A 12,513-nucleotide genomic window follows, 5' to 3' on the forward strand; every position below is an offset into this window, starting at 1 on the left:
TTCAGTTCAGGAGGGTCGGATGAAACAAGCCCGCCGGTGAGAGCGTGAATATCTCCGCCCCCGTTGCCGTCACGCCCACCGAATGCTCGAACTGCGCCGACAGCGACTTGTCGCGGGTCACGGCGGTCCAGTCGTCGGCCAGAACCTTCGTCTCAGGGCGGCCAAGGTTGATCATCGGCTCGATCGTGAAGAACATTCCTTCCTCCAGCATCGGCCCCGTTCCGGGCTTGCCATAGTGCAGCACGTTGGGCGGCGCGTGGAACACGCGGCCAAGTCCGTGCCCGCAGAAATCGCGCACGACGCCCATGCGCTGCGCTTCGGCGTAGGTCTGGATCGCGTGGCCGATATCGCCGAAGGTATTGCCGGGGCGCACGGCCTCAATCCCCTTCATCAACGCATCGTGCGTCACCTGAACCAGGCGCTCGGCCTTCCGCGACAGTTTGCCTGCGACATACATGCGCGACGTGTCGCCGAACCAGCCATCGACGATGACCGTCACGTCGATATTCAGTATGTCACCGTCCTTGAGGATCTTGTCGCCAGGAATGCCGTGGCAAACGACGTGGTTAACGCTGATGCAACTGGCATGCTGATAGCCCTTGTAGCCGATCGTGGCCGAGGTCGCACCCGCGTCCTCCACCCAATCGGTGATCAACTGGTCGATCGCGCCGGTGGTTGCACCCGGCACGACATGCTCAGCGATCCGGTCCAAAATTTCCGCCGCCAGCTTGCCAGCCTTGTGCATACCGGCGAAATCCGCGTCCTCGTGAATGCGGATGCCGTCCCGGGTCAATCTGCCGCGATGTTCGTCCAAGTGTCTGCTCCTGATCCTTTGCGCCCCATTTAAGATGGCGTGATGGAATTATCCACCACTGACCGGCAGGGGCGGCCCCGACTCGACCCCGTCCACGGTGATCCGTGACGACAGGGCAATCACCTCCACGCCTGCCGTGCGCGCCGCGTCGAAGGCGCGGGCATATCCCGGATCGATATCGTCAGCCACGGCAACCGACGTGCAATCAGTACGCTGAACAAGGAAGATCAGGACGGCCCGATGTCCCTGCCGCGCCACCTCGGCCAGTTCCTCCATGTGTTTCGCGCCGCGCAACGTCACGCAATCGGGGAACTCGGCCAGGGTGCCGCTGCGCCTCAGGTGGCAGTTCTTCACCTCGACATATGTCGTGACCCCGGAATCGCTGAGCAGGAAATCAACCCGCGAATTGGTGCCGTACTTCACCTCCGCCCGCACATCGCCGGACAGACCCGGCACCAGACCGGCGCGCAACGCCTCGCCCACCACGCGGTTGGGTACGCCTGTATCGATCCCGGCCATGTGCCCGTCCGGCAGTTCGGTCAATCGCCAACCGTACTTCAGCTTCTTCTTCGGGTTGTCGTTGGGCTCCAACCAGATGCGGGTCCCCGGCTCCGCCAGCCCGGTCATCGCACCGGGGTTCGGACAATGGGCCACGACCTCGGTCCCGTCCTCCAGCACCACATCGGACAGGAACCGTTTGTAACGGCGGATCAGCGTGGCGGGGACAAGCGGAGTGGCGAAGCGCATGGGCGCGACCTATACCCATCTGTGACACAGGAGACCACAATGCCAGATCAGACGGGACCCAACCCCACCGCTGCCATGCTTGTCATCGGGGACGAGATCCTCTCGGGACGCACCCGCGACGCCAACATGCACTATCTTGCCGGACAACTGACCGAAGCGGGAATCGACCTCAAGGAGGTTCGTATCGTCTCGGACGACCACGACGGTATCGTAGAGGCGCTGAACGGGTTGCGTGGCACCTGGGATACGGTTTTCACAAGCGGAGGCATCGGGCCGACCCACGACGATATAACGGCCGATGCCGTGGCCGCCGCCTTTGCCGTGAACGTCGACGTGCGCGACGATGCCCGCACCCTGCTGGCCGCCCATTACGCCAAGACCGGGTCGAAATTGAACGCAGCGCGGCTGCGCATGGCCCGTATCCCTGACGGGGCCACCCTGATCGACAACCCGGTGTCGGTGGCCCCCGGCTTCACTATCGGCAATGTGCACGTCATGGCCGGCGTACCCAAGGTGTTTCAAGCCATGGTCGCGACCGTACTGCCGACCTTGACAGGGGGGGCACCTCTGCTGTCGACCTCCACCCGGATCGACCGGGGCGAGGGTGACATCGCCGAACCGCTGGGCGCGCTGGCGAAGGAATATACCGACCTCTCGGTCGGGTCATACCCATTCCAGAAGGACGGCAAATTCGGCACCAACATCGTCATTCGGGGGCAGGATCGCACCCGTCTGGATATGGCGACCGCCAAGCTGGCGACCCTGTTCGAATGACCGAGCGTTCCCACTGGCAGACGATCATCGATGCCTGCTGGCCCGCTGAGCGCATTGTGACGCAGGGGCCATGGACCCTGCGGATCACCCCGGGTGCGGGGGGGCGTGTCAACGCCATGTCGGGCAACGCAGTGGACCATATCGATGCGGCCGAGGCACTGGCTCGCGACAACGGGTTATGCCCCAGTTTCATAATCCATCCGGAGCAGGCCGCGCTGGACCGTGCCCTTGCCCGGCGCGGATACGGGATCGAGGATGCGGTGACGATCTGGACGATCGATATCGCGTCCCTGACGACGACGCCGATGCCCTACGCCACGGCCTTTTCAATCTGGCCACCACTCCAGATCATGCGCGATATCTGGGCCGAGGGCGGACACGTCGGACCCGAACGTCAGGCCGTGATGGCCCGGGCGGCGAAACCCGGCGGCATCCTCGGGCGGGTCGATGACAGGGCTGCCGGTGTCGGTTTTGTCGCCGCCGATGGCGACATGGCGATGCTCTCGGCGGTCGAAGTCCTGACCCGGCATCGCCGCAAGGGCGTAGCGGGCAACATCCTGCGCGCGGCTGCCCATTGGGCCAGAGACCACGGGTGCACGCGCCTGTCACTTGTCGCGGCAAGCGACAACGCGCCCGCCAACGCGACATACGCTAGTCATGGAATGAAAGCTGCGGCAGCATACCATTATCGTCGCGCGCCTTCGGAGTAAGCACATGCAGCCCACCGCCCTGAACCTGCCCCAGATGAAACCGTTGCCCGAGGCGACGCAGCGCTATTTCGACATATGCGTGGAAAAGCTCGGGTTCGTGCCGAACGTCCTGCGGGCCTATGCCTTCGACGTGGACAAGCTCAACGCCTTCACCGCGATGTACAACGACCTGATGCTAGCCCCTTCGGGCCTGTCCAAGCTGGAGCGCGAGATGATCGCCGTCGCCGTCTCCGCCGAAAACCGGTGCTTCTATTGCCTCGTCGCTCATGGAGCGGCGGTTCGGCAGCTGTCGAACGATCCGCACCTCGGCGAGATGATAGCGATGAATTACCGGGTCGCGCTGATTGATGCGCGGGTGCGTGCCATGCTCGACTTTGCGGTCAAGATGACCAAGGCCTCGGCCACGATTGAGGAAGCCGACCGCGCCACGCTGCGCGAGCATGGCCTGACGGACCGCGATATCTTCGACCTGGCCGGTGTCGCCGGGTTCTTCAACATGACCAATCGGGTCGCCTCGGCCATCGCGATGGCCCCGAACCCTGAATATCACGGGCAATACCGTTGAAAACACTGGTGGTCTTTCTTGCCCTGGGACTCCCCGCGCAGGCGGCCAATCTGACGATGCCCTTCCCCGCGAACCAGACCTTTGCCGAGACGCGCCCCCTCTCCAGCCACCGGATCGCCACCGAACCATTCGATGGCACCTTACCCTCAATCACCGCCGAAGGGGCCGTCACGCGTCGGATCTGGCAGTTGACGGGGGCCGAAACCACACTGCAAATCCTTGCCCCCCTGCGCGCCCAACTGATTGAGCAGGGATGGGAGGAAGTGTTCGAATGCGCCACACGCGCCTGTGGCGGCTTCGATTTTCGGTTCGAAATCGACGTGACGCCAGCGCCACAGATGTTCGTGGACCTTGCCGACTACCGCTATCTTGCGGCGCAACGTGGCGCGGCTTGGACGACGCTCCTCGTCAGCCGCTCGGGGGAGTTGAGCTTCGTGCAGACCACCACGGTCGATCCGGACGCCGAGATCGCACCGCTCGACCCTGCGTCTGACCCCGTCGCCCCGTCCGACTTGCCAACCCCGCCCAACACTTCCGATGTCGTACAGACATTGCTCGAAATGGGCCGCGCGGTTCTGCCCGATCTCGACTTCCGGACCGGCTCGACCGAATTGGCGCAGGACAGCTATGCTTCCCTGGCTGACTTATCTGATTTCATGAAAGAAAACAAAACAATACGGATTGCTCTTGTCGGTCACACCGACGCCGAAGGCAGCGCCGAGGGGAATATGGCCATCTCCCGGCGGCGCGCCGAGAGCGCGCGAACCTTGCTCACGGTGAAATACGGCGTCGCTCCGGGGCGTGTAGAAATTCAAGGCGTCGGCTTCTTCGCGCCCCTGACCCGCAATGACACCGAGGCCGGTCGCCAGACGAACCGACGGGTCGAGGCCGTCATCATCTCGACCCCTTAGCCGGGCTAGAGGTTCCAAAACCACAAACGGGTCGCCCGATAGAACGATCCGTCAAAAGGTCGGAACCGTCAGGGCCGAGGTTTTACCACTCGCCGGGGCCACGATCGCGAAAGCTCTCCACCAGGAAATCGATGAAGGCGCGCACCTTGGGCTGAGTATAGCGGCCCGGCGGGTAGACGGCATAAATGCCCTGAGTTTCGGGGGCCAGGCCCTCGATCGCGGGGACCAGTTTCCCCTCCTTCATGGCGTCGGCGTAGAGGAAGTCCGGCAGGAATGCGATACCAAGGCCGCCCATCGCAGCATTCAGCAGGCTTTGCCCGTCGTTCACCGTCAGCCACCCGGCCGAGCGTACCTGGCGCTTCTCGCCAGAGGGGGCCGTCAGCTTCCACACGGAGCCATTCGATTGGTTCGAATAGTGCAGCAGCTTGTGCTCGTTCAGATCATCAATCCGCTGAGGACGACCGTACTCCTCCAGGTAGGCTGGCGAAGCGATCATCTGGCGGTGGGTCTCGGCAAGTTTGCGGGCGCGAAGCGAGCTGTCTTCAAGATCGCCGATGCGCACCGACAGGTCGAACCCTTCGGAGATCAGCTCCACGTAACGATTGTCGAGGACCATGTTGACCGTGATGTCGGGATATTCGTGCAGAAACCCGCCCAGAATAGGCGACAGGTGGTTCACACCGAAGTCAGTTGCAACCGATACGCGCAACATCCCCGATGGTGCCGATTGCATTGAAGTGACCAGCGCATCTGCTTCGCCGGCATCGTTGAGCACACGACGCGCACGGTCGTAGTAGGCCAGGCCGATTTCGGTCGGCGACACGCGGCGTGTGGTCCGATTCAGAAGCCGAGCGCCAAGGCGCGATTCCAGCGACGACACATGTTTGGACACAGCGGATTTGGATATCCCCAGCTTCTTGGCGGCATCGGTAAATCCGCCTTGGTCCACAACCGTGGCGAAGGCTTCCATTTCAGACAGACGATCCATTTGGCAGACCCTTGGCAAATAATTACGCTTGGGCCAATGAATGCCGTTCGAATACGGCAGGATCGTGCCACTGTTGGGTCAATGCCGGTATGGTTTCGGGATTAAACCGGGGCAGGAAACGTGGGGGTTTGTTCGTTAAGCATTTGTTAATGTTATCTAAAGCTAGGTCATATTTGGTTCACATGGCGACGGAACGCCTTTTTTAGGAGCGTAACTTCGTCGCGCAGGGTTGCCAGTTCGGCGCGCAGGTCCTCGGGCGCGCTCAGGCCCGTGATCACCGTGACCGAGTCCAGCGCCGTACCATCCGGCAGGCGCACGAAAACCGTCTGCGCGCCGTCCGTCAACGGGGCAAGGCCCATCTCGCCCTCGACCTGCCAGCCGCCGTCCACGGCCTCCATCGTCATCTCGCCAAGCGTCTCCCCTCCCAGCACCAGAGTGAGGGGCGGCGGGGTTTCATCCGACTCGTCTGTCGCCGTCAGAAGCCCGCGATAGGTGCCGCCAGTGACACCGGTGCGGTGCAGGATCCAGGAACTTGGCTCGGGCATCGGTCAGGCCTCTCAGATATCGGCGCGCGGACGGCGGGTCAGTGTCAGGTCCTCGATCAGGACCAGGTTCATCTCGGGCCGCTCGAAAATCAGGTCGATCCACGCCCCTTCCAGCTTGGCAGGATTGATTTCGTCGAAGCCCAGATCGAATTCGGCAGTGACCGGGCTGTCCGGGCGATCACCTGGGTGAAGCTCGCTTACCATCTGGTCGGTGTTCGGTCCTTGCTTGATGTTGAGCCGTACGAACATCTCCCCCGCGCGCTCCATCCTGAGACGCGTCGAGATACCGATAATATGCGACCGCCGCAGGCCAAACGCGGCAGCTTTCGGAAGGTCCAACGCCAGCGACAGGAACGATCCCGCGAATCCCAGCGCGTCGACCGAGAGCGTGAATGGTGCCGCGGCGTCCGCGCGCGTCGCCCGCTTCTGCCTGATCGTGATCTCCGACAGGGGGCAGTCATGAAACAGCCGGACCCCTTCCGTCAGTTGCATGCCCCCCACCGCACCGGCCACTGCGCGGGGCGTCATTTCGGCGGCCCAGGGGGCGGGCCGCCAAGCCCAGTCGCACATCGCCGGACGGTCGATCCCGTCAGACCCGGATCGCGTGTCGTACAGCACACGGTCCGCCGCCTCGGCCAATTGCCGGGCGTGGCATGCAACCTGTCGGGCACGCGGCCCCAATCGGGCAAGCGTCGCCGCATCCAGCGATCCCGCCGACTGCGCAGCCCGTTGCCAGCGCCGCACCGCAAGACGCGAGCGCAGGCTTTCCACCAGGCTGGGCAGGCGGGACGGCATCCGCGTCTAAAGATCCATGTAGATGTGGCTCTCGTCCTTGGCACCGGGGTGCGTGCAGGCCCCCAACTGCGCCGAGCCGACAAGCTGGGCATACTTCCACAGAGCGCCGGAAGAATAGATCGTCTTCTTCGGACCGGCCCAGTCGGCGCGCCGCTGCTCCATCTCCTCGTCGGTAATGTCAACGCTGATGGTGCCGTCGATCGCGTTCAGCGTGATGACGTCCCCGTTGTTGAGCAAGGCGATCGGGCCGCCATGAGCCGCCTCGGGCCCGACGTGCCCCACGCAGAACCCCCGCGTGGCACCCGAAAAGCGCCCATCGGTGATCAGCGCGACCTTCTTGCCCATGCCCTGTCCGGACAGGGCCGCGGTGGTGGCCAGCATCTCGCGCATGCCGGGGCCACCGGCGGGGCCTTCGTTGCGGATGACGATGACTTCACCTTCCTCGTACTTACGGGCCTTCACGGCTTCAAATGCCTCTTCCTCGGATTCGAAGACACGGGCCGGGCCCATGAAAATCTGATGCTGCGCCTCCATGCCCGCGACCTTCACGATGGCACCCTCGGGGGCCAGGTTCCCCATCAGACCGACAACGCCACCGGTCTTGGTGATCGGCGTTTCCACCGGGTAGACGACGCGGCCATCCGCCTCCAGCGAAACCATGTCCAGCTCCTCACCCATGCTGCGGCCGGTGCAGGTCATGCAATCTTCGTGGATCAGGCCAGCCTTGCGCAGCTCCTTCATCACCACGGGAACGCCGCCCGCTTCGTACAGGTCCTTGGCGACATAGGCCCCGCCGGGCTTCAGGTCGACGAAGTACGGCGTGTCGCGGAAAATGTCGCAGACGTCCTGCAGGTTGAAATCGATCCCCGCCTCGTGGGCGATGGCCGGCAGGTGAAGGCCCGCATTGGTGGATCCGCCGGTGCACGCCACGATGCGTGCCGCATTCTCCAGCGATTTGCGCGTGACGATATCGCGGGCACGGATGTTCTTCGCGATCAGGTTCATCACCGCCTCGCCCGAGGCGATGCAATACTGGTCACGCGATTCATACGGGGCAGGCGCGCCCGACGAATTGGGCAAGGCCAGACCAATGGCTTCAGACACGCAGGCCATCGTATTGGCGGTAAACTGACCGCCGCAGGCCCCGGCCGACGGGCAGGCGACCCGCTCCAGGATTTCAAGCTCCGCATCGGACATGTTCCCCGCCTGATGCTGACCAACGGCTTCGAATACGTCCTGAACGGTCACGTCCTTGCCATGCAGACGCCCCGGCAGGATCGATCCGCCGTAGATGAATACCGATGGCGTGTTCAGACGCACCATCGCCATCATCATCCCCGGAAGCGACTTGTCGCACCCCGCAAGCCCCACGATCGCGTCATAGCAGTGGCCGCGCATCGTCAGCTCCACCGTGTCGGCAATCGCCTCGCGCGACGCCAGAGAGGAGCGCATTCCCTCGTGCCCCATGGCGATGCCGTCCGTCACGGTGATCGTCGTAAACTCCCGCGGGGTGCCCCCTTCCTGCTTGACGCCCAACTTCACGGCCTGCGCCTGGCGGTTCAGGGCGATGTTGCAGGGTGCCGCCTCGTTCCAGCACGTCGCGACGCCAACCCAAGGCTGATGAATCGCCTCCTCATCTAGTCCCATCGCATAGAAATAGCTGCGATGCGGGGCGCGCGACGGGCCTTCCGTCACGTGGCGGCTGGGCAGGTTCGTCTTGTCGGTGGGGGCCTTCGCCATTGCGGTATTCCTTCATGTGCCTTTGCCCCAAGTGGATAGACGCGGGGACAAGGCGCGACAAGCATGATTGCCCGACCCGGCAAGCGTCTCTAAGAAGAAGAAAACAACTACAAGGGCAGGCCGAGCATGTGGACCGCCGAATTCGACCGTTTCGTCGCGCCGGCACGCGACAAGCCACAGCTGTGGCGAACCTTTGTAGGAATGGCCCTGATCGCACTGGGTTATGTGCTGGGGTTCGTCCTCGTGATCATCGCGCTCTTTCTCACTCTCGGCCCAGGGGAGTCGCAGGCCTACCTCGCCACCTTCGCGACGGGCGGCACGCCGACACTAGTGGTACTGTTCCTGTCGATGTTCACACTGCCTTTCATCTCGGCAATGGTGGCGGTCAGGCTATTGCACAAACGGGCATCGCGCAGCCTGTTCGGCCCGCACCTGATACGGGACTTCATCACGGCCATCGCCATCGCCGCCTCCATTTACGCCGTGCTCAGCCTGATTCTACCGCTGCCGTTCACGCCGGTGCCGAACGCACCGCTTAGCCTTTTTCTCAGCTTCCTGCCCATCGCATTGGTTGCCATCCTCATCCAGACCGGGGCCGAAGAGCTGGCCTTCCGGGGCTACCTTCAACAGCAACTTGCCGCGCGCTTCCAGTCCCCGCTCGTCTGGATGCTGATCCCGTCGCTGGCATTCGGCGCATTGCACCTTGATCCGACAGCCGGCGTGGACAAGGCCTGGATCATCTTGCCCCCCACGTTGTTCGGCTTGATCGCCGCCGACCTGACCCGCGTCACCGGGTCGATTGGCCTGGCCTGGGGTCTTCATTTCCTCAACAACTGCTCGGCCATCCTGCTGATGTCTTTGAAGGGCAACCTGTCGGGCCTTGCACTTTACACGACGCCCTTTGGCGCGGAGGATCTGTCGCTCTGGGATCCTCTTGTCTGGCAGGAAATGGCCATCACCGTCATCGTTTGGGCCTGCGTGCGCCTGTGGGTGGTACGACGGACCAAACGAGCTGCCTGACGCAAACGGCAAGTCAGGGAACGATGCGCAGGCATTTGCAATCCCCCTCACCCGTGGCTATCCCGGCGTCAGCATTGGCGAGGAACCTACATGAACTGGATCTCGAACTACGTCCGGCCTAAAATCAACTCGCTGTTCTCGCGCCGCGAAGTGCCAGAGAACCTTTGGACCAAGTGCGACGAATGCGGCACGATGCTTTTCCATCGAGAACTGGCCGATAACCTGCGGGTCTGCACCAATTGCGGTCACCACATGCACATCACCCCGCGCGACCGGTTCGCCGCGCTGTTCGATGGGGGCATCTTCACCGAGGTTTCGGTCCCCAAGCCAATCGACGACCCCCTCAAGTTTCGGGATCAGAAGAAATACCCCGACCGTCTGAAAGCCGCCCAGAAAGCCGCGAACGAAGCCGAGGCGATGCTGGTCGCCGAAGGGGAAATCCACCGCACCCCTGTGGTGGCCGCCTGCCAGGATTTCGGCTTCATGGCCGGATCTATGGGCATGTATGTCGGCAATGCGATCATCGCCGCGGCTGAACGCGCTGTCGCCCTGAAGCGCCCGCTGATCCTGTTTTCCGCCGCCGGGGGCGCGCGTATGCAGGAAGGCATCCTGTCGCTGATGCAGATGCCGCGCACCACGGTCGCCGTGGAAATGCTCAAGGATGCGGGCCTGCCTTACGTCGTGGTGCTGACGCATCCGACGACCGGCGGCGTTACGGCATCCTATGCGATGCTGGGCGATGTCCACATCGCCGAACCCAACGCCCTGATCTGTTTCGCCGGCCCCCGCGTCATCGAACAGACCATCCGCGAAACCCTGCCGGAGGGTTTCCAGCGGGCCGAATACCTGCTGGACCACGGCATGCTCGATCGCGTCACGCCACGCGGTGAGCAGAGGGACGAACTGGCCACGATCCTGCGGATGCTCACGGGCGAAGGCCCCATCGTTCACGGGGACCTTCCCGCCCCCGAAGCCGCCGAGGCCGAGGCCCTGTCCGAAGCGATCCAGGCCATCAGCGACGAAGCCGAAGGCACCTCGCCGACAGAAGACGACGAGAAGAAGAAGCCCTCCGAGTGAACGACGGGTCCGATGTCGTCCTCGGGCGGTTGATGGCCCTGCACCCCAAGGTCATCGACCTTGTGCTGGACCGTGTGCATCACCTTCTGGACGCCCTTGACCATCCAGAACGGCGCATCCCGCCGGTCATCCATATCGCCGGCACGAACGGCAAGGGCTCGACCCAGGCGATGATCCGCGCCGGGCTGGATAGCGGCGGCGAGACTGTCCATGCCTACACCTCCCCGCATCTCGCGCGGTTCCACGAACGCATCCGCGTGGCGGGCGACCTGATTGCCGAAGACGACCTCGCCAAGCTTCTGGCCGAATGCGAGGCATTGAACGGCGGCGCGCCGATCACCTTCTTTGAGATCACGACCTGCGCCGCCTTTCTGGCCTTTGCGCGCGCACCCGCCGACTGGACCCTTCTGGAAGTGGGCCTTGGCGGACGGCTGGACGCGACCAACGTAATCGACCCCGTCCTCACGATCATCACGCCCGTTTCGATGGATCACGAGGCATTTCTGGGCAACACCCTCGCCGCCATCGCGGGCGAGAAGGCCGGGATCATCAAACGCGGCGTGCCCTGCATCGTCGGCCCGCAGGACGAAGCTGCACTGGAGGTCATCGAAGCCCGCGCCGCGCGTCTGGGTGCCCCGCTACAGGTCTTCGGCCAGCATTGGCACGTGACCGAGGAAGCCGGTCGCCTGATCTTTCAGGACGAGAATGGGTTGATGGACCTGCCCCTGCCCCGCCTGATCGGCGCGCACCAGGTGCAGAACGCGGGCATGGCCATTGCCGCCTTGCGCGCGCTGGACCGGGCCGCCGGGGCCGAGGCCGCGATGACAGGGGCCACATGGCCCGCCCGGATGCAGCGACTGAAGTCAGGCCCCTTGGTCGAGGCCGCCAGATCTGCTGAACTCTGGCTCGACGGGGGGCACAATCCCGCCGCCGGGATCGCCCTGGCCGAGGCGTTGGGCCGTTTGCCACCCCGCCCTCTCCACCTGATCTGCGGGATGCTGAACACCAAGGACGCGACGGGCTACATGAGGCCACTGGCGGACGCGACGCAGCACCTCCACGCCATCTCCATCCCGGACGAAGTGAACACGCTCTCCGCCGCCGAAACCTGCGCCGCCGCGACGCGCGCCGGGATCGCCGCGTCCGAAGCGGACAGCGTCGCAACGGCCATCACCGGAATCACCGCGCAGACACCGAATGCCCGCGTCCTGATCTGCGGATCGCTTTACCTTGCAGGCCATATCTTGCGGGAGAACGCATGATCCGGATCGCGCTCCTTCTCGCCCTCGCCAGCCCAGTTCAGGCCGCGACCCATGCCTTCTGCTGGGAGGGGGCGAACGGATACCGCGTGGAAGGCTTCATCACCTATCCCGACAGCGAGGCGGGCACCATCGTGACCGAAGACACGGTCACCGGCTTCGGGATCACCGGATGGCGCGGAAGCGATTATCTGGGCAAGTGGTCATTGGTGGAGCTTGCGCCCGAAACCTCCTTCACCCTGCAGTTCGACACCCGCACGCTGTCCTTTCCCATGGGTGGCTACCCGGAAAATGGTACCTATCAGGAATGGAATGCCGACGGCACGGCGACCGATTGCGGGAACCCCGGTTTCGGCTTCAACGGCGGCAACCGGGCGCAGGATATCTGTGTAAACGGGCAGTTTATCGATGAGTCCGGCATAGCACCGGACACCCCGCTCGCCATTTCACCGGACGTGGGCAATCCCTGCGGCCCCTTGCCGATGTCATCTCTGGCGATTCCGCGTCGCCGCGCATGACGCCTTGGTCGCGCACGCTTGCAACCGCCTCACCTGGTTGACCGCGATCA

At 63.7% G+C, this 12,513-nt stretch carries 14 protein-coding genes; 8 read left to right on the forward strand and 6 right to left on the reverse strand.

What is annotated here, in order from left to right; all coding sequences use genetic code 11:
- Position 1: 1 nt before the first annotated feature.
- Both map and sfsA read right to left on the reverse strand, forming a co-directional pair.
- Entirely contained in the window at positions 2-814 is an 813-nt protein-coding gene (gene map, locus BLV27_RS00880) for a type I methionyl aminopeptidase (protein WP_092640880.1), read from the reverse strand.
- 48 nt (positions 815-862) lie between these two features.
- Positions 863-1,561: a DNA/RNA nuclease SfsA gene (gene sfsA / locus BLV27_RS00885; RefSeq protein WP_092640883.1), complete on the reverse strand. Its 699-nt coding sequence runs from the start codon at positions 1,559-1,561 to the stop codon at positions 863-865.
- A 39-nt stretch (positions 1,562-1,600) separates the two neighbouring features.
- Here sfsA and BLV27_RS00890 point away from each other — a divergent pair, with 39 nt between their 5' ends.
- Genes BLV27_RS00890 through BLV27_RS00905 form a run of 4 tightly spaced genes read left to right on the forward strand, consistent with a single transcriptional unit; the run spans position 1,601 to position 4,521 of the window.
- Entirely contained in the window at positions 1,601-2,335 is a 735-nt protein-coding gene (locus tag BLV27_RS00890) for a competence/damage-inducible protein A (protein WP_092640886.1), read from the forward strand.
- Positions 2,332-3,045 carry a GNAT family N-acetyltransferase gene (locus tag BLV27_RS00895; protein WP_092640889.1) on the forward strand — a complete coding sequence of 238 codons (714 nt, stop codon included), beginning with the start codon at positions 2,332-2,334 and terminating at the stop codon, positions 3,043-3,045. The genes BLV27_RS00890 and BLV27_RS00895 overlap by 4 nt, the downstream gene beginning before the upstream one ends.
- A gap of 4 nt (positions 3,046-3,049) precedes the next feature.
- Positions 3,050-3,610 (forward strand): peroxidase-related enzyme, encoded by a 561-nt coding sequence (locus BLV27_RS00900; RefSeq protein WP_092640893.1) that lies wholly within the window; start codon positions 3,050-3,052, stop codon positions 3,608-3,610.
- Positions 3,607-4,521 carry an OmpA family protein gene (locus BLV27_RS00905; protein WP_092640896.1) on the forward strand — a complete coding sequence of 305 codons (915 nt, stop codon included), beginning with the start codon at positions 3,607-3,609 and terminating at the stop codon, positions 4,519-4,521. The genes BLV27_RS00900 and BLV27_RS00905 overlap by 4 nt, the downstream gene beginning before the upstream one ends.
- An 82-nt stretch (positions 4,522-4,603) precedes the next feature.
- On the opposite strand, the gene BLV27_RS00910 is transcribed toward BLV27_RS00905, so the two are convergent.
- The 4 genes from BLV27_RS00910 to ilvD form a co-directional block, all read right to left on the reverse strand.
- The gene (locus BLV27_RS00910; RefSeq protein ID WP_092640899.1) at positions 4,604-5,509 is read right to left on the reverse strand and encodes a LysR family transcriptional regulator; all 906 of its coding nucleotides are present in this window, start codon (positions 5,507-5,509) and stop codon (positions 4,604-4,606) included.
- Positions 5,510-5,676: 167 nt separating this feature from the next.
- Positions 5,677-6,054: a hypothetical protein gene (locus tag BLV27_RS00915; protein WP_092640902.1), complete on the reverse strand. Its 378-nt coding sequence runs from the start codon at positions 6,052-6,054 to the stop codon at positions 5,677-5,679.
- Positions 6,055-6,066: 12 nt separating this feature from the next.
- Positions 6,067-6,849 carry a DUF6478 family protein gene (locus tag BLV27_RS00920; RefSeq protein WP_092640905.1) on the reverse strand — a complete coding sequence of 261 codons (783 nt, stop codon included), beginning with the start codon at positions 6,847-6,849 and terminating at the stop codon, positions 6,067-6,069.
- Positions 6,850-6,855: 6 nt separating this feature from the next.
- Positions 6,856-8,589 carry a dihydroxy-acid dehydratase gene (gene ilvD, locus BLV27_RS00925; protein ID WP_092640909.1) on the reverse strand — a complete coding sequence of 578 codons (1,734 nt, stop codon included), beginning with the start codon at positions 8,587-8,589 and terminating at the stop codon, positions 6,856-6,858.
- Positions 8,590-8,715: 126 nt separating this feature from the next.
- Here ilvD and BLV27_RS00930 point away from each other — a divergent pair, with 126 nt between their 5' ends.
- From BLV27_RS00930 to BLV27_RS00945, 4 genes are all read left to right on the forward strand, one after another.
- Positions 8,716-9,609: a CPBP family intramembrane glutamic endopeptidase gene (locus BLV27_RS00930; RefSeq protein WP_092640912.1), complete on the forward strand. Its 894-nt coding sequence runs from the start codon at positions 8,716-8,718 to the stop codon at positions 9,607-9,609.
- 90 nt (positions 9,610-9,699) lie between these two features.
- Positions 9,700-10,686 carry an acetyl-CoA carboxylase, carboxyltransferase subunit beta gene (gene accD / locus BLV27_RS00935; RefSeq protein WP_092640915.1) on the forward strand — a complete coding sequence of 329 codons (987 nt, stop codon included), beginning with the start codon at positions 9,700-9,702 and terminating at the stop codon, positions 10,684-10,686.
- 32 nt (positions 10,687-10,718) lie between these two features.
- Complete coding sequence (locus tag BLV27_RS00940) at positions 10,719-11,948, forward strand: bifunctional folylpolyglutamate synthase/dihydrofolate synthase (RefSeq protein WP_425283629.1); 1,230 nt, start codon at positions 10,719-10,721, stop codon at positions 11,946-11,948.
- Positions 11,945-12,463, forward strand: a complete 519-nt coding sequence (locus tag BLV27_RS00945; RefSeq protein WP_211605468.1) for a hypothetical protein — start codon at positions 11,945-11,947, stop codon at positions 12,461-12,463. Before BLV27_RS00940 ends, BLV27_RS00945 begins: the two co-directional genes overlap by 4 nt.
- Positions 12,464-12,513: the final 50 nt, after the last annotated feature.

The organism is Jannaschia faecimaris, from assembly GCF_900107415.1.
Taxonomy (GTDB): Bacteria; Pseudomonadota; Alphaproteobacteria; order Rhodobacterales; family Rhodobacteraceae; genus Jannaschia; species Jannaschia faecimaris.